Source organism: Polynucleobacter sp. AP-Kaivos-20-H2, from assembly GCF_018882215.1.
Classification (GTDB): domain Bacteria; phylum Pseudomonadota; class Gammaproteobacteria; order Burkholderiales; family Burkholderiaceae; genus Polynucleobacter.
This window is the reverse complement of sequence record NZ_JACVOX010000003.1, coordinates 218,153-239,292: the sequence shown is the minus strand read 5'-3', so window position 1 is coordinate 239,292 and position 21,140 is coordinate 218,153. Positions and strand designations below refer to the sequence as shown.

Here is a 21,140-nt window from a genome sequence, read left to right as displayed (position 1 = left end):
ATGCGTCGGTCCATCACCCGTATTGCCGTTTTTATCCTATTCAATGGGATATTAAGCAATGCCTATGCGAACTTACTGAACCCAGCAGAGCAACGGTGGATCGATGCCCATCCCATAGTACGTTTTAGTATTCATGAAAAATATGCGCCTTACTTAGACGTGAATGAAAAGGGTGAGCCTGGAGTTTTTCATAGCTTTCTAAAAAAGCTCAGCGAATTTACCCAACAAGAATTTTTACCGAAGTGGCGAAAGAATGATCGGGAAGGACTTGAGCAACTAGCCAATGGAGAGGTGGATTTCATCATTGATCCGCCCACCCTGGATGACGAGTATCTGAAATTTGGTTCTTTATCAGAAGCAATCTTTTGGGGGCATGACGCTATTCTGACCAAACGATCAAAAAACGATGCGCCAATTGAGCCAATTAATATCGCCTACTTCGACCGTGGCTTTGAAAACCCCCCAATACCCAATCATCCCCAAGCCAGCGTATCCGGCCATGCGGAAAAATTACTATTCGACCTACTCAAAAACGATATTGAGGCACTTGTCTTACCGCTTCGCCTTGCGCAACAACTCATTCAGAAATTGAACGCAGACAAGTTACAAGTTGATGGGCTTTACAGCAGAGAGCCCTTTGAATATCGCTGGCTTATCTCCAATCAAGATGAAGCTTTGCATGGAGTACTTGAGCAGTTTCTTAATAATCTAGATCCAATCGCATCACGAGATCTTTTCAATCTCAACGTATCTACTTTTGAAAGAGGGCGCTCATCCCCATCCAACCATTTGCCTTGGCTTTCCACTTTAGCAATCCTGCTAATAGGCTCTACCTTGCTTTGGCGTATGCATCAGAGACAAACACTTCAAAAACAGGCAGCAAAACATCTTATTTCATCGAAGGAGCAGGCAGAAAATGCAAACGCTGCAAAGTCTGCCTTCCTAGCCACAATGAGTCATGAGATCCGCACGCCAATGAATGCGATTTTAGGGGTGCAGGAGTTATTACTCAGCAGCCCTCTTCCTGCAAATGAAAAAGCTTTACTGAAGAGCGCGCACTCATCAGCAGAATCTCTCCTAGGAATCCTAAACCAGGTTTTGGATCTATCAAAGATAGAGGCAGGCAAGCTCACACTCAATATTGAGCCTTGTAATCTCAATGCTTTGATTGATGATATCGATTCGGCATTCTCGACCGTTGCCCACAGACAAAGTCTCAAGCTTCATACCTCCAAAGATCCACGCATTGCAGAAGTCTTGTTATTAGACTCATTGCGTCTACGCCAAATACTGCAGAATCTGATTAGTAATGCCATTAAGTTCACCGATCATGGAGAAATTTATTTCTCTATCAGCGTGCTGGCAGATGATCATGCGGGACAACTGATTGAATTCAGAGTCATTGATACCGGTGTTGGCATGGGTACAGAAGAGATTGCCATAGCACTGCAAGCTTTTGAGCAAATTCCGGGTAATACCGAACAAGCGAATGGCACTGGGCTTGGCCTAACCATTACCAATCACTTAGTTACCTCCATGAACAGCCAGCTTTACTTTGAGAGCGCGCCAGGCTTTGGTAGCAATATTCATTTTTGCGTTGCATTCCCACGCACCAGCATTGCTGCAACCAGAGCCTCAAGACCTGAGCATAGCAATATATCCAGAAAGCTAGTCTCCAAGCATGCTCAAAATAATGAGTCCTCATTACAAGCATTAGTTGTTGAAGATCATGCTGCAAGCCGCCAAATTATCTCGCTTCAACTTCAGGCGCTAGGCATTGAAGTATCAGTTTGCGATAACGCCACCACAGCTCTAGATCTCATCAGTCAACGGCATTTTGATCTTCTACTAACAGATCAATCCATCCCAGGCATGCAGGGCTCAGAGCTTGCCAAGCACATACGTAATACAGGCAATCAGGGCCTTATCATCGTCGGCATTACTGCAGATATCTATGCCCTAGATTCACGCCATCAATTCTTGGAGGCTGGCATGAATGGCGTCCTGATCAAACCATTAAGTCTCATGACTTTAGAGAATGAGCTTTCTCGCTATTTTCAGGTCGAAGACTCCACAAAAACAACAACACAATCAAACTATCAGGAGGAATATTCATTTGACGCCTTCGGAAATCTCCTCAGAAACAGCCCAGAGTACATTCTGGTGATCTTGGAAGAAATTAAAAAGGTGCATGATGAGACCCTACTCACCCTAAGAAATGAAGCCATAGATGAAGATGCCTTCAGAAGGATGGTTCATAAAGTCAAAGGAGGGGCGCAGCTTCTGAGTGCCGCAAAGTTTATTAAGGCCTGTGAAGCTTTAGAGGAAGCAGAGTCTCTAGATCTTCAAATTCAAGCCTTTATCCAGTTACTTGAAGAGCAAAATCAAATGATTAGTAGGTATCAATCTCAATATCCAAAGCTTTAATCTTTGATGCGGTGGGTTTATCCTATGGGAGATGCGTTTTTCTCCTCTTCGCCCATCCGCTTTTATTGCAATCCTCCTTTGGACGGCCAGCTCTTTGGCCTTTGCCGGCGAGAGTACATCCCCAGCAATTCCCCCACCCGTAGCGAGTAGCCTCGAACGCAATCAAATCCCTCTTGATACGGTAAGTATTTCAGTTGTAGAGATCGAATCTGGTCGACCCGGAAAAAATACATCCAAGAAAGTTTTAGATTGGCGTGGTGGTGATCCAATGAACCCCGCCTCCACCATGAAGCTACTCACTACGCTTTCTGGTTTAGACATCTTAGGCCCGCAATATCGTTGGCGCACTTATGTCTATACAGATGGAGTAATTCGTCAGGGGGTATTGAAGGGCAATATCTATTTGCAAGGTACGGGTGATCCAAAACTCGTTCCGGAAGAGTTAGCCAAGATGATGAAGGACCTTCAAGGTCTGGGTATCCAGAAGATTGATGGCAATCTATTCTTTGATCGTAGTGCTTATGCGACCAGTGTCATGGAGCACAACACTATTGATGGCGAAGCTCTACGTGCATACAACGTTCAGCCAGATCCTTTGCTCTATGCATTTAGAACTTTGTCGTTTCAACTAGGTAAGTCACGCACCGCGGACTTTATTGACATTAGTTACACCCCTCCCCTCTCCCAGTTAAAGGTATCTAACCAAATGCAGCTGGTCGATCGCTCGTGCGATAACTGGAAAAGCAATATCCGCTTCAATTTAGATCCCGAAGGTGTCACCAATACCGATCAGCCTATGACTGCCCAGTTCTCTGGGGCATTCCCAAACTCCTGTAAGGGGGTGAACTTTAATGTCGTTGCGCTGGATGCCAACACCTTTTTAACCCAAGGCTTTGCCGCCGCCTGGGAATTAGCTGGTGGCACTTGGGCACAAGCTCCTGTCGGCAAAGATGGTTTAGTTCCTTTAGCCGCTCGACTCCTATTGCAATTTGAAGGCAGTAAACTTGCCGATGATGTTATAGATATCAACAAGTACTCCAATAACGTTATGGCCCGCCAAGTTCTTTTGACTATGGCTTTCGAGAAAATGGGCAAGCCAGCAACGACCGCCAATGGTGAGTTAGTCATTCAGAGCTGGCTCAAACAAAATGGTATAGATTTTCAGGGGCTAGTGATTGAGAATGGCTCTGGTTTATCTCGCAACGAAGCAATCTCCGCCAGTCAAATGAATCAACTTTTATTGACTGCACGCAATCTCCCAGTAGGCGATATTTTTTATAACAGCCTACCAATTGCTGGCACAGATGGCACGATGCGCAATCGCCTGATGGTTCAACTGCGCAAGTTTTTACATTTGAAGAAAAAACCAGAAGCCAGAATTAAAACTGGTTCTCTTTCCGATGTGCGAGCGATCTCAGGCTATGTAATGAGTAAATCAGGGAAGATGTATGCGGTGACTTCATTCATCAACCACCCCAATGCTTGGAAAGGCCTAGAAGCGCACGATCAGTTGCTATCGTGGCTGCTTGAAGATGGGCCAGAACCAAAGCACGCACGCTGAAGACGGTCTCTAACGCCGTCCCACTCCTCGCCTGCTGGCGGTTCAGGGAACAAAATCAAATCCCAACCTTGCTGATCTAAATCACGCAAGGAGCGATATAGCCGACTCGCAAAAGCACCACTATCACTTGGAACTTCAACCTCTTCAAAGTGAGCCGAAGGATGCCCATCTTCGCTTAAGGAGGATTCTGAATCCCACACCGCTACAGCAACACGCGATTTAATATCTGGGTATTCAGTCAAGGCATCCAAGATACGACCGGCGGCATATAGGCGCAAAGGCGTAGTTGGTGCGTAATGAGCTTTAAGACTTCCAGATACCCTAGGTAGACCTGCCGTTGCTTCATTACCCGCCTCAGTGCTTTTCACTTCTCCAGGCTGATAAACCTTCACACCTGTCTTAGCAAAGATTTCACTTGGAGTGATTGCGCCGGGTCTGAGCAGTACAGCCTTATCGCCAGATGACAAATCAATGATGGTTGACTCGATACCGACTTCACAATCGCCACCATCTAAGACCATTAAATCCAACATACCCCCGAACTCATTACGGACGTCCGCAGCACTAGTTGGCGATACCCTACCAAAGCGATTGGCTGATGGCGCAACAACTCCGCCTTTAAATTTACGCAACAACTCTTGAGCAATAGGATGGGAAGGAGCCCGAATCGCTACAGTATCTTGGCCGCCAGTCAGTTCATTTAAAACACTTTTATCTTTCTTGAAGACTAGGGTTAATGGTCCTGGCCAAAAAGCATTAATAAGCTTTAAGGCTTCCTCGGACAAGTCTCTGACCCACGGTGCCAAGAGCGCAACCCAATCGATTTGAGTTTGATCGAACTTATCTGGCGCAGCTAAGTGAACAATTAGAGGGTGATTTGATGGACGACCCTTAGCAGTAAAGATTTTCTTAATCGCTTCAGGGTTTTTAGCATCCGCGCCTAAGCCATAAACGGTCTCAGTAGGAAAGGCAACCAATCCACCGTCATGCAAGCTTTGTACTGCCTCATTAATCACTGCAGAAGATTGCAAGTGGGTACTGTCTGCGGACATTTCTAGGGCTCAATCCCTAATTCAGTAGCAACAACTGCGCAATTTTTCCGAGCCTCATTGAGGTTCTCGCCTAAGCAGTTAATGTGGCCCATTTTTCTACCAATGCGTGGCGCAGATTTGCCATACAGATGTAGCTTTGCATCAGGGTGAGCAAGAACTTCATTCCATGCAGGCTCTTTTGGTTGGTCTTCACTACCCTCAAACCAAAGATCGCCCAATAAGTTCAACATAGATACGGGCGCTAGCTGACGAGTATCACCCAAAGGCAATCTAGCCATGGCTCTCACCTGCTGCTCAAACTGGCTGCTCACACAAGCATCCATGGTGTAGTGACCAGAGTTGTGTGGACGTGGCGCAATTTCATTGGCAACGATGTCGCCGTTCTTCAGCACAAAAAACTCCACACAAAGAACACCAACGTAATCGATCTTCCGAATGAGCGCCTTGGCTGCATCAATAATTTTCTTTTCTTGAGCAGGCTTCAATGAAGGTGCTGGCACAGTCGAGGTATGCAAAATACCATCGCGATGGATGTTTTGGGCTACTGGATAAGCCACTACAGCATCGTCATAACCACGCACTACCAAAGCCGATACTTCAAAATCTAATTCCATGCGCTTTTCTAAAACACAGGGTACGCGCCCGAACTCATTCCATGCGGTAGTCAATTCTTCCGCGCTATAAACAGTCGCCTGACCTTTGCCGTCATAGCCCATGCGTGCGGTTTTTAAGATTCCAGGGAAAAGATCCTTTGGAGTATGGGCAATATCAGCCTCATGCTCAATCACAAAGTGAGGAGCCGGACCAATATTGGTTTCTGACTTCCAGGTGGCTAAGAAATTTTTCTCAGCAATGCGATTTTGGGCAAGAGAAACGCAACTACTGCGTGGTGCCACAAACACACCTAAAGACTCCAACTCATCTAAAGCTTGAGCGGGAACATTTTCAAATTCAGTACTCACTGATGAACACAGCGCAGCCATCTCTTTTAAAGCAGTGCTGTCAGTGTATTGTGCTTGAATAAATTTTTCAGCAATAGAGCCTGCAGGGCTATCTGAGCCAGGGTCGAGCACGCAAACCTTGTAGCCCATTGCTTGAGCGGCCTGAGTAAACATCCGCCCCAATTGACCGCCACCTAAAATTCCTAAATACGAACCCGGCAAGATGGGTTCCATACGATCTGCCATGTAATTAATATCCCGGCAAATTCATTGAACGTGCGGTATCAGACTGCTTGGCACGGAAATCTTCTAAGCGTTTAGCTAATTCAGCATCATGCAAAGCCAAACCTGCAATCACATGCAAGGCAGCATTCGCTGCACCGGCTTCACCAATCGCAAACGTAGCAACCGGAATACCTTTAGGCATCTGCACAATAGAGAAGAGAGAATCTTCACCGCGCAAATATTTACTGGCCACAGGTACGCCATAAACAGGAACAATCGTTTTTGATGCGAGCATGCCTGGCAAATGGGCTGCACCACCCGCTCCAGCAATGATCGCCTGCAAGCCATTGGCTTGGGCTTTTTCTGCATACTGAAACATATCGTCTGGCATGCGGTGTGCGGAGAGTACTTTTGCCTCGTGAGCAATGCCGAACTGCTCAAGCATTTGAGCGGCGTGCTGCATGGTGTCCCAATCCGAATTGGATCCCATCACTATTCCGACGATTGGCTTCTTGCTCATTTACCTCTCCAAATGCCTTATAACCATTAAGGACTCTATTATCCCTGACTTAGGCAGTCTCAGTAAGTCGGGTTAGCGCTTCACGATACTTTTGGGCAGTCTTATTAATCACATCTGCTGGCAATTGCGGTGCAGGGGCTGTTTTAGGCCATAACTTACCATCCACCATCGCGGTTTCAAGCCAATCACGCACAAACTGCTTGTCATAAGAAGGTGGGTTGGAGCCTACATAGTAGGTCTCTGCAGGCCAAAAACGAGAAGAGTCGGCTGTCAGGATCTCATCCATCAACACCAGTTGGTCATTGGCATCTAGGCCAAACTCAAACTTGGTATCAGCAATGATGATTCCACGAGTAGCCGCGTATTCAGAAGCCTCTTTGTACAAACGAATACTCACTTCACGAATTTGATTGGCTAACTTTTCACCAATGAGTTCAATGACTTTTTCAAATGAGATGTTTTCATCATGCTGACCAAATTCTGCTTTAGCGGCAGGAGTAAAAATGGGCTCAGGTAATTTCTGGGCATTCTCCAAACCTTCCGGTAAAGCAATACCGCAAACCTTGCCAGTTTCTTTGTAGTCTTTCCAGCCACTACCAGCTAAATAACCACGAACTACTGCCTCAACCAAAATGGGCTTTAAGCGTTTAGCAACTACCGCACGACCCTTGACTTGGGTAATCTCATCCGCTGCCACTACAGAAGCTGGATCAATACCAGTCAAATGATTGGGTATTACTGCGGCTAATTTATCAAACCAAAAATTGGCCATTTGATTGAGAACTACACCCTTCTCAGGAATGGGCTCACCCATCACCACGTCGAATGCGGAAAGACGGTCAGTAGTAATCATCAGCAACTTGTCATCATCTAATGCATAAACATCACGTACTTTGCCTTTAGACAACAAAGGTAGTGACTTAATAGAGGTAGCGTACAAAGCGGGCATATTTAAATCACTTCACAATTTGAGTTAATTTGCCGCTCTTGTATAGCTCAGCCATCTTCTCTAGGGAAATCGGTTTAATTTTGGAGGCTTGACCAGCAGAACCAAAAGCCTGGAAGCGTGCAATACAGACCTTCTTTGCGGCTTCACGGGCTGGCTTCAAATAATCACGCGGGTCAAACTTGCTTGGATTTTCAATAAAGTAACGACGAATTGCACCAGTCATTGCCAAACGGATATCGGTATCGATATTGATCTTACGAACGCCATTCTTAATGCCTTCTTGGATCTCTTCAACCGGAACACCGTAAGTCTCTTTCATATCACCGCCGAATTCACGGATCTCAGCGAGCAACTCTTGTGGAACACTAGAAGAACCATGCATTACCAAATGCGTATTGGGGATGCGCGCATGAATTTCTTTAATGCGATCAATTGCCAAAATATCGCCCGTTGGCTTTTTGGTGAACTTGTATGCCCCATGGCTAGTACCAATCGCAATCGCTAAGGCATCGCACTGAGTAGCCTTCACAAAATCAGCAGCCTGCTCAACGTCAGTCAGCAACTGCTCACGAGTCATCTTGCCATCAGCACCATGACCATCTTCTTTATCGCCCTGCATAGTCTCTAGTGAGCCTAATACACCTAATTCAGCCTCAACCGTAACGCCAATAGAGTGAGAGAACTTCACTACTTCTTTGGATACGTCTACGTTGTACTCGTAGCTAGCAACACTTTTACCATCAGCCTCTAAGGAGCCGTCCATCATCACACTGGAAAACCCACTCTTGATCGCAGCCATACAGACTGCTGGGCTTTGACCGTGGTCTTGGTGCATCACTACCGGAATATGCGGATAAGCCTCAACAGCAGCAGAAATCAAATGACGCAAGAATGCTTCACCAGCATATTTACGTGCGCCTGCTGAAGCCTGCATGATGACTGGGGAATCAGCTTCATTTGCTGCTTCCATAATCGCCGTTACTTGCTCTAAGTTGTTCACGTTAAATGCTGGCAGGCCGTAACCGTTTTCAGCAGCATGATCCAAGAGTTGTCTTAAAGATACTAAAGCCATGGTGTTCTCTTAATAAATAGTAAGGAGGTTAAAAATAAATCTGTTTTGAATCTTTTTCAATGTGAACTACTTCACATGAATAATTTTGAGCGTATTGGTGCCACCGGGCTCGCCCATCGGCTCCCCAGAAGTAAGTACAACGGTATTACCTGTTTTTACGGCGCCTACTTTTTTCAAGCATGCCTCAACCTCTTGCAATGCCGTATCACGATCTTTTGTGTAGTCCAAGCCGATTGGGGTGACATTACGATAAGTGCTTAATGCCCGCTGCGTAGAGATCTTGGAGGTCAATGCAAAAATCGGGACGTGAATATTATGACGACTCATCCAAATAGCCGTTGAGCCAGAGTCAGTTAAAGCTGCGATAGCATCAGCATTTAAATGATGAGCAGTAAATAAGGCTCCCAGGGCAATCGTTTGATCGATTCGAGTAAAAGTCTGATCTAAAAAGTCAGTATCAAGTTTCACGCGATCTGACTTTTCTGCTTCAACGCAGATCTCCGCCATCGCTTTAATAGTTTGCACTGGATACATGCCAGCAGCAGACTCAGCAGATAGCATCACTGCATCAGTACCATCCAATACTGCATTAGCAACGTCGCTGACTTCAGCACGTGTTGGCACTGGAGCATTAATCATCGACTCCATCATTTGTGTAGCAGTAATCGTAAATTTATCTGCTTCACGCGCCCAAGCAATCATGCGCTTTTGTAATGCAGGCACTGCTGCATTACCCACCTCAATGGCGAGATCACCGCGAGCAACCATGATGCCGTCACTCTCAGCAATAATGCTTTTGAGGGCTTCAGGCTCAATCGCTTCTGCGCGCTCTACCTTTGCAATGGTTCTGACCTTGCCAACACCATACTTGGCACTAGCGGCATCAGCCAACTGACGGGCATAGGCCATATCAGCACCATCTTTAGGAAAGCTGATCGCCAAGAAATCCACGCCCATTGAGATTGCGGCATCTAAGTCAGCAATATCTTTTTCAGTCAGCGCAGGAGCAGTTAAGCCACCGCCAGCACGATTAATGCCTTTGTTATTGGAGAGTGGTCCGCCTTGCTCAACAATCGTAAATATCTCTCCGCCCCTAACACTATCAACTGTCAGAACCACTAAACCATCATTTAATAAAAGACGGTCGCCTGGCTTTACATCACCTGGCAACTCTTTGTAATCAAGGCCTACTTTAGTTTGGTCACCGAGCTCACAGGCTACATCCAAGGTAAATTTGTCGCCTTCTTTCAGAAGGATTTTGCTATCTGTAAATTTACCCACACGAATTTTAGGGCCTTGTAAGTCGGCCATGATGCCAACCTCTTTGCCTACCTCAGCGGAGATGGTTCGCACCAAATCATGGCGCGCCTTATGGTCGGCAATGGTACCGTGAGAGAAGTTCATACGCACTACATCTACACCGGCTCGAATCATGTCACGTAACACTTCGGGCTTTTCAGAAGCAGGTCCTAAAGTTGCAATGATCTTGGTTGCTCTTAACATATTTAGTCTTTCGCTCTTTCAGCAAGTACCGCAAAGGCTGGCAAAGTTTTGCCTTCTAAGAATTCTAAGAAGGCGCCACCGCCAGTAGAGATGTAATCCACTTGATTCTCGATACCGTACTTTGCAATAGCCGCCAAAGTATCACCGCCACCAGCAATCGAGAATGCGGGTGAGTGCGCAATGGCTGCGGCCAACATCTTGGTGCCGCCACCAAATTGATCAATTTCAAATACGCCCAATGGACCGTTCCAAACAATCGTGCCAGCGTGAGCGAGCATGATGGATAAACGTGCAGCAGTCTTTGGACCAATATCCAAAATCATGTCGTCTTCTGCAACTTGATCCGCAGGTACGCGGTTTGCGCGGGCTAATGGAGACAACTCATTGGCAACCACTACGTCTTCAGGAATCGGCACATGAGCGCCACGCTTTTCCATGATCTCCATAATCTCTCTTGCTTCGTCCACTAAATCAGGCTCAGCAAGAGATTTACCAATCGGCAACCCCTTGGCCAGCATGAAAGTATTGGCAATGCCGCCGCCAACGATGAGCTCATCCACTTTCTCAGAGAGCGCTTTCAGAATCGTCAACTTAGAAGAAACTTTAGAGCCAGCAACAATCGCAACCAGAGGACGTTTTGGGCTCGCTAATGCACGACTCAGCGCATCCAATTCAGCAGCCATTAAAGGACCAGCACAGGCGACAGGTGCGAACTTCGCCACACCATAGGTAGTAGCTTCAGCGCGATGCGCAGTTCCAAATGCATCGTTGACATACACATCACATAACGCAGCAATTTTTTTGGCCAGCTCGTCGCTATTCTTTTTCTCACCGACATTCAATCGACAGTTTTCCAGTAAGACTACCTCGCCTGGATTCACTTCAAATCCGCCATCCACCCAGTCGCTAATTAATGGAACTTTGCGATTCAGCAAAGTAGCAATGCGATCGGCTACAGGAGCCAAACTATCTTCAGGTTTAAATTCCCCTTCGGTTGGGCGACCTAAATGCGAAGTCACCATCACTGCTGCCCCAGCATCCAAACACATCTGCACAGCAGGCATCGATGCGCGAATACGAGTGTCTTCTGTAATGTTTCCTGCCTCGTCTTGAGGAACATTCAAATCGGCTCGGATAAATACCCGCTTACCCTTTAACTGACCTGATTGGGCTAATTCACTTAAACGCTTAACTTTAAATAAGGATTCCGGCATGAGTTTTGGTAAATAAGTGGTTTATGGGGAATGTTCCATTCTAAAGGCTCTGGCCCATCCACCCCCGAGGATCGGAGCCGACAGACTGCCCTGCCTGTTCTACAATAAGGACTTAAATGCATTCTGGGCCGGAAGAGCAAAAACTGCTAGCCTAGTGCTCTGCTTAAACCGCTTTTAAAGATACTTAATAGACACAAAAGGTAAAGAAAATGTCGATGTCCGACCGCGATGGCTTTATTTGGACTGATGGGAAGCTAATTCCTTGGCGCGAGGCCAATATTCACGTGCTAACCCATAGCCTGCACTACGGAATGGGTGTATTTGAGGGTATCAGAGCCTATAAAACTCCCCAGGGAACCGCTATTTTCCGTCTTCCAGAGCACGTAAAGCGCCTTTTTAATGGCACTAAGATCTTCCAAATGAACATGCCATACAGCCCAGAAGAGATCACCCAGGGCATTATTGACGTGGTCAACAGCAATAAGCTCGAAGCCTGCTATATCCGCCCAATTATCTTTATAGGCTCCCAAAAATTGGGAATCTCCCCCAAAGGTAATAGCATCCACACCTCAATCGCCGCCTGGGAATGGGGCGCTTATTTGGGCGAAGATGGTCTAAATAAGGGCATTCGGGTTAAAACCTCTTCATTTACACGTCATTTCGTCAATTCTTCACTCGTTCGCGCCAAGGCATCGGGCTATTACATCAACTCCATTTTGGCCAACCAAGAAGTAACTGCCAATGGATACGACGAAGCTCTGTTACTAGATACCGAAGGTTATGTTTCTGAAGGCTCTGGCGAAAACCTCTTCATGGTTCGAAATGGTATCGTTTACACACCAGATTTAGCCTCATGCTTAGATGGCATCACGCGTGACTCTGTCATGCAGATCGCAAAAGATTTGGGTTACGAAATTCGCGAAAAACGTCTCACTCGTGATGAAGTCTATTCCGCTGACGAAGCGTTCTTCACTGGCACGGCGGCTGAAGTTACCCCAATTCGCGAATTAGATGACCGTACGATTGGTGATGGCAAACGTGGTCCAATTACTGAAAAAATTCAGAAGACGTATTTCGATGCTGTCTACGGCAGAGATCCTAAATACAAATCTTGGCTCACTTACGTTAAATAATTTCAGCAATTAGGAAACAGCACATGACTCAAGCTCAAGTGGTTATGGTGGATGGCAAAGATTTACCTTTGCATTGCCCCACCAATAAAACTCCTGCATGGAACTCACATCCACGCGTTTTTCTGGATATCACTGAGACCGGTGAAGCCAAGTGCCCATACTGTGGCACAGAGTACAAACTCATTCCCGGCACTGAGCCGCACGGTCACTAAGCCTTATCAGCACCTCTTTTTGGGGTGCTGAGTCGGGATACATCACATGCAAGGTATTCTGATCATTGCCCCAAACTGGATTGGGGATGCTGTGATGACTCAGCCACTATTGGCATCCCTCAAAGAACAATATCCAGAAGCAAACATTGATGTCCTCGCAAGTACTTGGGTGGCCCCAATTTATCGTGCTTGCTCTGAAGTACATGAAGTCATCGAAGCTAAGTTTGAACACAAACAGCTACAGTGGAACTTACGCAAACAACTAGCAAACAAGCTTGCAACAAAAAAATACCAAGCCTGTTTTGTATTACCCAATAGCCTTAAGTCAGCACTCATTCCTTGGCTCGCTAAAATTCCTTTTCGAGTAGGCTATCGCGGTGAATTCCGCTTTGGCTTTATTAACTTATCACTAAACAATCCGAGCAAGGTGAATCGCCCACCTATGGTGGAGCACTATCTTGCATTAAGCCAACTTCTCAATGAGGAGCGAGTTGCAGCAACAGAAAGTCAACTCGTACCTAAATTAAATGTTTCGACCGCAGCCAAACAATCTGTCCTTGTTAAATTAGTCAGCGCCAATGTTGATCCAGCCAATATTTATGTAATGTGCCCGGGCGCCGAGTACGGCCCAACCAAACGCTGGCCAACAAGTCACTTTGCACAATTGGCGCAAAAACTTTTTGCTAGTAATCCGCATAATCAGATCATCCTTTTGGGCAGCAAAGGGGACCACGCACTTGCCCAAGAAATTCAATCACAAGCAATGCAAAATAGTCACATTCATAACTGGTGTGGAGATACTTCACTAGATGAAGCGATTGCCCTGATTGGCATGAGTAAAGCGATTATCAGCAATGACTCCGGTTTAATGCACATTGCCGCGGCCCTCAAAATGCCTCAGGTTGCCATTTTTGGATCAAGCGACCCAGCCCATACCCCACCCTTGTCAGACAAAGCCAAGGTAATCTGGCTCAACCTGCCTTGCAGTCCATGTCATAAAAGAGAATGCCCACTGGGTCACTTAAAGTGCTTAAACGACATCTTGCCGGAACAAGTATTCGCTACACTGAATACATTGCAGCAATAACCCAGGAACAGTAAGCCATGACTAAACTTGCCAGACTCTTTCACAATGCAGATGATGTTGTTGAGGCATGGCGAGATGCCCTACGTCATCGCGATGTTCAAGGCGCTCTGGATATTTGGTTGGATGATGATTCTATTACCTGCGTTCTGCCCGAAGGTCATCGACTAACAGGTCATGCTGAAATTCGTGAAGGCCTAGAAAGACTGTTAGCCAAGCAACCTTTATTTCTTGAGCCCATTGCTTGTATTAGCCATTCTGTTTTAGGTGCCGCTGTATACGACACCTCCGAAGCAGTGCATCTGAGAGCCGATCAAGTTGAAGCAGAATTTTTTCTGAATATCACACTCGTACTTCTACAAGATAGTCAGGGCTGGCGGATTGCCCATTTGCATGCCAGTCACTCCACAGAAGACACCTTCGACGCGCCCTCTACACCACACGGTTTGCATTAAACATTATGGATGATCAAGTGCTTCGGTCACTCATAAAGTGGCCTAATGTACCTGATTGCTATGGTTGGCTTGCTTTAGATCGCCGCGGTCAATGGCGCATGCGGGATGAGTTCACGCAACAAAATCATCTTCCTGGGCAAGTGATTCATCATGCTGCTCTCAATGAATTCATTATTCGCAACTACGCTTGCGATGAGATTGGCAGATACTTCTTCCAGAATGGCCCGCAACGCGTTTTTGTAACTCTTGATGCAACCCCTTGGATAGCGCGCATCATCCCGAGTGAAACCGGTTCGCGTCTCACTAATCAATGCCATCAAACCATGGAGCCTGCTGCCGCACTAAGCGATGAAAAAGGCAATATTTATATCGTTGGAAAAGTAAACGAGGCCATTTACAGCAATAAAGATAATCAGCAATTTCTCAAAAATGAATCTCAATCAATAGCCCTTTTACATGATCACGATCTGGAACATTTTTCTGAACTCGCAAAGCTTCGCGAAGAAGCCTGCAGTTTTGGTGGATCATGGGTTTGGCATGATAAAACGCTGCCCTTAGATCCTATTCATTCTCAAGAGATCGCCGCTCGCTTTAACTTCATCGCCAAACCACAGCCCTAGCCTGGCATTTGCTTGCCTTGTTCCTTGAGCTCATCTTGATACTGGCGCTGCATTTCTCGTAAACGGGCATCAATACTCGAGCCCTGATAAAAATCAGCGCCGCCTGCTGATCTAGCAATGCGAAGTTGTTCAATCGCCGAAGGCCAAGCACCCTCAAGGGCGTATTTTTCTCCGAGCGCGTAATGTCGCATGGGAATATTACCGGCTTGGTCATAGGATTTAGATAGCAGGCTCCACCACACAACCTCATTAGGCTGAGCTCTTGTGCGAGCTTTTAACCAAGTAATCGCATCGTTGGTGCGGCCCAGCTTCAACTCCGCGTTAATCATGGCGGCACCAGCAGCGTATGACTGGGGATAAGCACGCAAAGTAGCTTGGGCAATTTGTAATGCCTCCTCCCCTTTACCTTTTGCTAGAGCAAGTTCAGAGGCAGTGATATCCAAGGATAGGCTCTGTCTTTGAATAGGCGATCCTGGTGCACTTGCCTTCTGGGCTAGATTGCGGGCTTGCTGCAAATCTACCTCTGCTTGGTCTATTTTTCCTTGGCGCTGCGCTATCAAAGCTAGGCCATAAAAACCTTCTAACTGCTTACCAATCGGCTGCTGTTTACTAAGACTCTCAAATGTATTTTTTAAGTCATACATCCCGCTGGAGGTGCCAGCCTGCTCCATACGCGCACGTGCCTTAATGAAATAAAATTCAACTGCAGTGGGCACATTACGTGGCGCAACTGTACGCACCCTATCTTGCATATCTGCAATACGATCTGTTGTTAGGGGGTGAGTGCGCACATAAGCGGGTACGCCCTTATCCATAATTCCAGTAACTTTTTGCAAGCGTTGGAAAAACCCTGGGGCACCATTCACATCGTATCCGCTGGCGTCCAATATCTGAAAGCCTACACGGTCCGCCTCACGTTCAGCATCCCTTGAATAAGAGAGTTGATTATTTACCGCTACTGCTTGTCCACCTTGCATTAAACCAGCTCCAGCCTGGGGATTGCGGGACATTGCCAAAGCACCGAGCACCATACCTGCAATAGCAATCATCATGTTCGTGGTTTGTTTATCCATCTGACGAGCAAGATGGCGCTGCAATACGTGACCTGTTTCATGACCCATAACGGAAGCGACTTCAGAATCCGATTCAGCACTCACAATCAAGCCCGTATGGAAGCCAATAAATCCGCCAGGCAATGCAAACGCATTAATGCTACTGTCTTTAACAGCAAATACTTCGAAGTTATAGGCGCCACTGCCCTGCTCATTGGCGCCACCGAGTTGTAACTTTTTGGCAGCCTGCAATAATCGGCGCTCCATTTGATTCAAAAAGTCGTAAAGCGGCAAGTCATTTGAATAATCAGAATCAGGGCGTATCTGACGCATGATCATTTCGCCATACCTTCTCTCGTCTACCCGACTTAAGGCATCGCCACCGGGGTCTCCCATGTCAGGCAACACAATGGTGGGTTGGCTCTGCATCGAGCTACGCGTGGGGGCATTAGCTGGGCGGGCATTAGGTGATTGCATGGCACGGCCAATGTTCTGAATAGCGGCTGAATTACCCTCTACCGACACATCGCCAACAGGGGTGGCTGCATATGCAGGAAACTCAGAGCAAGCCAATCCCAATATCAGCTGAACAGCCAAAGCACGGTGCAAAAAAGAGGTTTTTGTAATTGACTTTATGTCTTGCATCTCTATATGGTAAAACTTATCCCATGAATAAACTCACTCATTTTGACGCTAGTGGCCAAGCCCACATGGTAAACGTTGGCGATAAACCTAATACCCATCGTATAGCGATTGCTACGGGCAAGATCACAATGCTTCCTGAAACCTTCAAAATGGTCGAGGCTGGCACCCATAAAAAGGGAGATGTCTTGGGTATAGCTAGAATTGCAGGCATCCAAGCATCCAAAAGAACTTCAGACCTCATTCCTCTTTGCCACCCATTGGCGCTCACTCACGTTGGCCTAGAATTTGAGGTCAACCCTCAAGAAAGCAGCATTATCTGCCAAGTTAGAGCAGAAACCACCGGGCCAACCGGTGTTGAAATGGAAGCCTTAACTGCAGTCCAAGTCGCCCTCCTCACAATCTACGATATGTGTAAAGCAGTAGACCGTGGCATGGTGATGGGTGATGTCAAAATACTAGAGAAGAGTGGTGGCAAGAGTGGTACATGGAAAAAAGTTAAGTAAACACCAATTAGTGAAACACTTGCATGATTAGAGAACTCCGGAATCAATTGAAATCATTTAATCGACTGCAGCTATTTTTTCTATTTTTGGCCGCCTACTTTATTTGCCATTGGCTTTTTCAGTGCATCACTCTTATTTATTACCCTATAGCAACGGAATATAGGGACTGGGGAAGCATTAACCTTAGCAATGCACTTTACGATCAATCTTCCCCTTACTCATTTTCTGCCGGACCACCTTTTTTTTATATCTATGGGTTAGTTTTTCCACTTTTAGCTGGAGGTCTAAGCTGGGGAATACACGTTGATATATTTTTGATCACCAAATTATTGGTATGTACATGCGCTATCTTAACGGCAGTACTAATTGCCTCTGAAATTTATCATTTAAGCGGCCAACTCCTTCTAGCAATTCTTGGATTTACAGCGGCTCTTTGGACTGTATCTGCAATAAATGCTGTATTTACACTAAATCCAGCTCCCTGCGGGCTGTTGATTACGTTACTTTCCCTATCCCAAATTAGAAAATCCCAAAGCTATTTCTCAATCCTTATGGTTGCATTGGGAACTGTTCTTGCATTCTATACAAAACAATACTTTGTTTATATTTGTGCCCCCATCTTTCTTTTTCTTTTTGCAAACACAGGCTTGAAAAAATCCTTAATTTATGGGTTTCTCTTCATAAGCATTTTAATAATATCGATTCTTTTAATAAACCAGATTTATCCTGCCTATTTTTACGCCACAATCCTAGCCCAATTCTATGCAGTAGGCGGTGGATGGGACCATGCTCGAAGTCAGTTTATTCTCTTTTTTAATCAATATTGGCCCCTCATAATTCTTATATTTATTTACCTTGTGCGCAGGGTAAAAAATCATAGCTCTTGGAGCCAGGGGGAGAATTTATATCTTCTTGTCCTATTAATTGCTGCAATTTGCTTAATTCCCTTGGGACGCAATACTGGAGCCTTCTTAAGCTACTATTATCAACTGGCTTTACCCGCCCTGATTATCATTGGATTAGTGTCCCTCTCCCAATTGAGATCGATATTGACCCGCAATTTTTTTATTATAAGCGTCATAATCTTTAGCATATTTCATGGCGAACTACTTGGATATCGACCAATATATAGTGAGCAGGCTTTATTAAAATGGAGTCGTGCAAATCAGATCATAGCGGATACCAAGGGTCCGAAATTAATTTCGACACCCATCTTAGCCCCCATCATGGGTGATTCTTTATTGCTAGATAACGGACACTCCGAGTGCTATGTTGGTTTAGATGCGCCATCAAAATCCCTAGATAAAATTTTTCCAAAAAGACATAGTTATTTCAATAGCTTTAAATCACATTTCGATGCAATTGAACGTCAGATTTCCCAGAAAGAATTTAACTTAATAACAACTACAAAAGATTTTCACCCAATGATTTCCAGTGAAATTTTGGAAGCCAACTACATTAAATTGGAAACTATTGATCTACAAACTTGTGGGCAAACATGGGTAACTGAATTTTGGGTACCCAAAAATTAATTTGTGAATCATGCCAAGACTCAGAAAAATAGAAACATGGTCCTACTTTTATGCTTAAAGCTAGATTTGGCTTTATAAGGCCCTTACGCCGCCATTTGTTACGTCTCTTTTGATCGAGTTTGATGTTAATTTCGTTTCGTAGATTCAAACACGAAGTGCAACACGGTTTAAGGACTGCATAAATACTTCATTGGGGGTTTTAAATCCTAATCGTTTTCTAGGTCGGTTGTTTAAACGGCCTTGGATCATTCTAAGCTCCTTATCGGTCACAGTAGATAGCGGTCTCTTTTTGGGGATGTATTGCCGCAATAGACCATTGAAGTTTTCATTTGATCCACGTTGCCAACTAGCAAACGGATCCGCAAAGTACGTCGTTGATTGAAGAGCTGTATCAATCCTGGCGTGCTCGGCAAATTCCTTGCCGTTGTCAAAAGTCAGGGTTTTAACGAGTGGGGTCACGGCGTTTAATTTAGTGATGATGGCGCTACTGACTAAATCCGACGTCTTGTTCTTGACCTTAGCCAAAACGGCATAGCCACTCTTGCGCTCAACCAAGGTCACAACAGCTTGCTTGTGGGCCGCTCCAATTACAGTATCGCCTTCCCAGTGGCCGACTTGGGATCTTGTCTCAATGTGCGCTGGGCGCTCACTGATCGGCCGCCTACCTACTATTTGGCCTCTGCGATCACGGCCGCTGGCATAGCGTTTCTTGCGCTTTTTTTGGCAACGCAGCTGCTGGTAAAGATTGCCGCCAGCGGCTTTATCGGCGTAGACATGGCGGTAGATGGTCTCATGACTAATGCCAACCTGATTGGCAATTTGGACGGGGCTCCACTGAGCTAAGAGGCAATCCACTGTCTGATTCCATTGATCGGCTGTTATTTGGGCGGCATTACGGCAGCCTAATGAGCGTTCTTCTGCCAACAGGCAGGCTTGCTTGGGACGGTAACCTTTGAGCCCCGTATTGCGAGCAAGCTCTCGGCTAATGGTCGACTTATGCCGATCCATCAGTTGGGCTATTTGAGTTTGGGTTTTTCCGTCTTTCATGAGGATATAAATCTGATATCGTTCAGTTTGGCTAAGGTGTTGATAGGTCATGGCTACTTTGACTTGCAGGTCTAGAAGCTTTGGATACTAAAACATCCTTAGCCTCCTTAACTAGTTGTTCAAAGTTGCACTTCGTAGTTGAATCCACCTTTTATTAAGCTTCTTATAAATTATATTTATCTGAGGCGCCTCCCGGTTGGTACAACGCTCAAGAAGCACCGAATTCCTGGGGTCAAAAGATATCTATGATAATTCAAACTATTGTCAGAAAAATTGAATTAAATTTACATATCACTAAAAATCTAAAAAAATTTCTATGAGCCTCACTCAAAATCAGATTGTTCCTTTAATTCCAATTAGCCAAGCAACTGTTTTATTGGCAGGAACCGCACGGAATGTAGCCCAATATATTTCGACTGAAATGAAGCATCTTCTATCAGCGGTTCAAGATTTTAAAAAAGTCTTTGTTTTAATAATTGAAAGTGATTCTTCAGATAGTACTATTGAAGTTTTGCAAAACCTAAAAGAACAGATTCCAAATTTTGACTACTTAGCATTAGGCAATCTTTCTGAAAAAATTCCACTTCGTACGGCCCGCATAGCCCACTGCCGAAACCATATTATCTCCTCAGTCAAAAATGATCCCAAGTATGCAAGCGTTGATTTTGTGATACTTGCTGATCTAGACGGTATAAACACACATATCAAAAAATCTTCTATTGCTGATTGCTGGAAGAAAGAGACACCTCACTGGGATGTAGTTACGGCCAATCAATTAGATTTCTACTACGATATTTTTGCCCTACGACATAAATACTGGTCTCCTTACGATTGCGTTGAGCAGCAAAACAATTTGGAAAAGATTATGGGGTATGACCAATCTGTGAATTTAGCGGTTTGGTCTAAGCAGGTAAAATTACCGATAATGGGCGGCTACATTGAAGTAGATTCAGCATTTGGTGGATTTGCTATTTATAAAAAACAAGCCTATATCTCAAGCACTTATACCGGCGGTGAAGTCGGTCAAATAAATGGAAATGAGATATGCGAACATGTTTCTCACTGTGAAGGCATGCGAAATGCTGGATATCGCATATATATCAACTGCGCCCTAATTAACTGCAAAAGACCTACAGACCAAAACCCTCAAAAAGCTAAAACTTTTTCGACCTTAATGACTAGCGTAATACGCAATCTAGGAGTTGGGATGTTTGGAAAAAAGCGATTTAGAAAATATCTTAATTTACTAGCTGAATAGCTAGATTTGGTCTCTTTATATCCACAATGCTATGCAAAGTTATCTGGATAGGGCTTTTTTACCTTTTGGCAACCAATGAGAGAGGCATTTCTTGGCCCTTGAATTACTACCTTGGAATCAAAAGCAATTGCAGAA

At 45.3% G+C, this 21,140-nt stretch carries 19 protein-coding genes; 10 read left to right on the top strand and 9 right to left on the bottom strand.

Annotated features, from left to right (window positions below; translation table 11 throughout):
- Positions 1-2,427: an ATP-binding protein gene (locus tag ICE89_RS09795; RefSeq protein ID WP_216265756.1), complete on the top strand. Its 2,427-nt coding sequence runs from the start codon at positions 1-3 to the stop codon at positions 2,425-2,427.
- A gap of 31 nt (positions 2,428-2,458) precedes the next feature.
- Positions 2,459-3,988, top strand: a complete 1,530-nt coding sequence (dacB, locus tag ICE89_RS09790; protein WP_216265755.1) for a D-alanyl-D-alanine carboxypeptidase/D-alanyl-D-alanine-endopeptidase — start codon at positions 2,459-2,461, stop codon at positions 3,986-3,988.
- Here dacB and ICE89_RS09785 read toward each other — a convergent pair.
- From ICE89_RS09785 to ICE89_RS09755, 7 genes are all read right to left on the bottom strand, one after another.
- Positions 3,934-5,040, bottom strand: coding sequence for an L-threonylcarbamoyladenylate synthase (locus ICE89_RS09785; protein ID WP_216265754.1), 1,107 nt, complete (start codon positions 5,038-5,040; stop codon positions 3,934-3,936). The genes dacB and ICE89_RS09785 overlap by 55 nt on opposite strands.
- 2 nt (positions 5,041-5,042) lie before the next feature.
- Positions 5,043-6,227, bottom strand: a complete 1,185-nt coding sequence (locus ICE89_RS09780) for a 5-(carboxyamino)imidazole ribonucleotide synthase (protein WP_216265753.1) — start codon at positions 6,225-6,227, stop codon at positions 5,043-5,045.
- A gap of 4 nt (positions 6,228-6,231) precedes the next feature.
- Entirely contained in the window at positions 6,232-6,726 is a 495-nt protein-coding gene (gene purE / locus ICE89_RS09775) for a 5-(carboxyamino)imidazole ribonucleotide mutase (RefSeq protein ID WP_216262748.1), read from the bottom strand.
- A 49-nt stretch (positions 6,727-6,775) separates the two neighbouring features.
- Positions 6,776-7,675, bottom strand: coding sequence for a phosphoribosylaminoimidazolesuccinocarboxamide synthase (locus ICE89_RS09770; protein ID WP_216265752.1), 900 nt, complete (start codon positions 7,673-7,675; stop codon positions 6,776-6,778).
- A 7-nt stretch (positions 7,676-7,682) separates the two neighbouring features.
- On the bottom strand, positions 7,683-8,747 hold the full coding sequence (fba, locus tag ICE89_RS09765; RefSeq protein WP_216265751.1) for a class II fructose-bisphosphate aldolase: 1,065 nt from the start codon (positions 8,745-8,747) through the stop codon (positions 7,683-7,685).
- A gap of 66 nt (positions 8,748-8,813) precedes the next feature.
- Entirely contained in the window at positions 8,814-10,250 is a 1,437-nt protein-coding gene (gene pyk, locus ICE89_RS09760; RefSeq protein WP_216265750.1) for a pyruvate kinase, read from the bottom strand.
- A gap of 2 nt (positions 10,251-10,252) precedes the next feature.
- Entirely contained in the window at positions 10,253-11,464 is a 1,212-nt protein-coding gene (locus ICE89_RS09755; RefSeq protein WP_216265749.1) for a phosphoglycerate kinase, read from the bottom strand.
- Between the two features lie 209 nt (positions 11,465-11,673).
- Here ICE89_RS09755 and ICE89_RS09750 point away from each other — a divergent pair, with 209 nt between their 5' ends.
- Genes ICE89_RS09750 through ICE89_RS09730 form a run of 5 tightly spaced genes read left to right on the top strand, consistent with a single transcriptional unit; the run spans position 11,674 to position 14,968 of the window.
- On the top strand, positions 11,674-12,597 hold the full coding sequence (locus ICE89_RS09750) for a branched-chain amino acid transaminase (protein WP_216265748.1): 924 nt from the start codon (positions 11,674-11,676) through the stop codon (positions 12,595-12,597).
- Positions 12,598-12,620: 23 nt separating this feature from the next.
- Positions 12,621-12,809: a zinc-finger domain-containing protein gene (locus ICE89_RS09745; RefSeq protein ID WP_072582777.1), complete on the top strand. Its 189-nt coding sequence runs from the start codon at positions 12,621-12,623 to the stop codon at positions 12,807-12,809.
- A 46-nt stretch (positions 12,810-12,855) separates the two neighbouring features.
- The gene (gene waaF, locus ICE89_RS09740) at positions 12,856-13,896 is read left to right on the top strand and encodes a lipopolysaccharide heptosyltransferase II (RefSeq protein ID WP_216265747.1); all 1,041 of its coding nucleotides are present in this window, start codon (positions 12,856-12,858) and stop codon (positions 13,894-13,896) included.
- Between the two features lie 17 nt (positions 13,897-13,913).
- Positions 13,914-14,348 carry a nuclear transport factor 2 family protein gene (locus ICE89_RS09735; RefSeq protein ID WP_216265746.1) on the top strand — a complete coding sequence of 145 codons (435 nt, stop codon included), beginning with the start codon at positions 13,914-13,916 and terminating at the stop codon, positions 14,346-14,348.
- A 5-nt stretch (positions 14,349-14,353) separates the two neighbouring features.
- Positions 14,354-14,968, top strand: coding sequence for a DUF2946 family protein (locus ICE89_RS09730; protein ID WP_216265745.1), 615 nt, complete (start codon positions 14,354-14,356; stop codon positions 14,966-14,968).
- Here ICE89_RS09730 and ICE89_RS09725 read toward each other — a convergent pair.
- Positions 14,965-16,665, bottom strand: coding sequence for a M48 family metalloprotease (locus ICE89_RS09725; RefSeq protein WP_216265744.1), 1,701 nt, complete (start codon positions 16,663-16,665; stop codon positions 14,965-14,967). The two genes, ICE89_RS09730 and ICE89_RS09725, sit on opposite strands and share 4 nt — an antisense overlap.
- Before the next feature lie 23 nt (positions 16,666-16,688).
- On the opposite strand from ICE89_RS09725, the gene moaC reads away from it, so the two are divergent.
- Both moaC and ICE89_RS09715 read left to right on the top strand, forming a co-directional pair.
- Positions 16,689-17,168, top strand: a complete 480-nt coding sequence (gene moaC, locus ICE89_RS09720; RefSeq protein WP_216265743.1) for a cyclic pyranopterin monophosphate synthase MoaC — start codon at positions 16,689-16,691, stop codon at positions 17,166-17,168.
- A 23-nt stretch (positions 17,169-17,191) separates the two neighbouring features.
- Entirely contained in the window at positions 17,192-18,700 is a 1,509-nt protein-coding gene (locus ICE89_RS09715; RefSeq protein WP_216265742.1) for a hypothetical protein, read from the top strand.
- 144 nt (positions 18,701-18,844) lie between these two features.
- Here the strand turns inward: ICE89_RS09715 and ICE89_RS09710 are convergent, their stop codons facing one another.
- Positions 18,845-19,798, bottom strand: coding sequence for an IS30 family transposase (locus tag ICE89_RS09710; RefSeq protein ID WP_216265741.1), 954 nt, complete (start codon positions 19,796-19,798; stop codon positions 18,845-18,847).
- 265 nt (positions 19,799-20,063) lie between these two features.
- Between ICE89_RS09710 and ICE89_RS09705 the strand changes: the two genes are divergently transcribed.
- Entirely contained in the window at positions 20,064-21,005 is a 942-nt protein-coding gene (locus ICE89_RS09705) for a glycosyltransferase family A protein (protein ID WP_216265740.1), read from the top strand.
- The last annotated feature ends 135 nt before the right edge of the window (positions 21,006-21,140 follow it).

Coding starts and splice junctions, on each gene's coding strand:
- ICE89_RS09745 (WP_072582777.1), top strand. CDS start 12,621: ATGACTCAAGCTCAAGTGGTTATGGTGGATGGCAAAGATTTACCTTTG.
- ICE89_RS09750 (WP_216265748.1), top strand. CDS start 11,674: ATGTCGATGTCCGACCGCGATGGCTTTATTTGGACTGATGGGAAGCTA.
- fba (WP_216265751.1), bottom strand. CDS start 8,747: ATGGCTTTAGTATCTTTAAGACAACTCTTGGATCATGCTGCTGAAAAC.
- ICE89_RS09705 (WP_216265740.1), top strand. CDS start 20,064: ATGAGCCTCACTCAAAATCAGATTGTTCCTTTAATTCCAATTAGCCAA.
- moaC (WP_216265743.1), top strand. CDS start 16,689: ATGAATAAACTCACTCATTTTGACGCTAGTGGCCAAGCCCACATGGTA.
- waaF (WP_216265747.1), top strand. CDS start 12,856: ATGCAAGGTATTCTGATCATTGCCCCAAACTGGATTGGGGATGCTGTG.
- ICE89_RS09780 (WP_216265753.1), bottom strand. CDS start 6,227: ATGGCAGATCGTATGGAACCCATCTTGCCGGGTTCGTATTTAGGAATT.
- purE (WP_216262748.1), bottom strand. CDS start 6,726: ATGAGCAAGAAGCCAATCGTCGGAATAGTGATGGGATCCAATTCGGAT.
- ICE89_RS09730 (WP_216265745.1), top strand. CDS start 14,354: ATGGATGATCAAGTGCTTCGGTCACTCATAAAGTGGCCTAATGTACCT.
- ICE89_RS09710 (WP_216265741.1), bottom strand. CDS start 19,798: ATGACCTATCAACACCTTAGCCAAACTGAACGATATCAGATTTATATC.
- ICE89_RS09735 (WP_216265746.1), top strand. CDS start 13,914: ATGACTAAACTTGCCAGACTCTTTCACAATGCAGATGATGTTGTTGAG.
- pyk (WP_216265750.1), bottom strand. CDS start 10,250: ATGTTAAGAGCAACCAAGATCATTGCAACTTTAGGACCTGCTTCTGAA.
- ICE89_RS09725 (WP_216265744.1), bottom strand. CDS start 16,665: ATGCAAGACATAAAGTCAATTACAAAAACCTCTTTTTTGCACCGTGCT.
- ICE89_RS09715 (WP_216265742.1), top strand. CDS start 17,192: ATGATTAGAGAACTCCGGAATCAATTGAAATCATTTAATCGACTGCAG.
- dacB (WP_216265755.1), top strand. CDS start 2,459: ATGCGTTTTTCTCCTCTTCGCCCATCCGCTTTTATTGCAATCCTCCTT.
- ICE89_RS09770 (WP_216265752.1), bottom strand. CDS start 7,675: ATGCCCGCTTTGTACGCTACCTCTATTAAGTCACTACCTTTGTTGTCT.
- ICE89_RS09795 (WP_216265756.1), top strand. CDS start 1: ATGCGTCGGTCCATCACCCGTATTGCCGTTTTTATCCTATTCAATGGG.
- ICE89_RS09755 (WP_216265749.1), bottom strand. CDS start 11,464: ATGCCGGAATCCTTATTTAAAGTTAAGCGTTTAAGTGAATTAGCCCAA.
- ICE89_RS09785 (WP_216265754.1), bottom strand. CDS start 5,040: ATGTCCGCAGACAGTACCCACTTGCAATCTTCTGCAGTGATTAATGAG.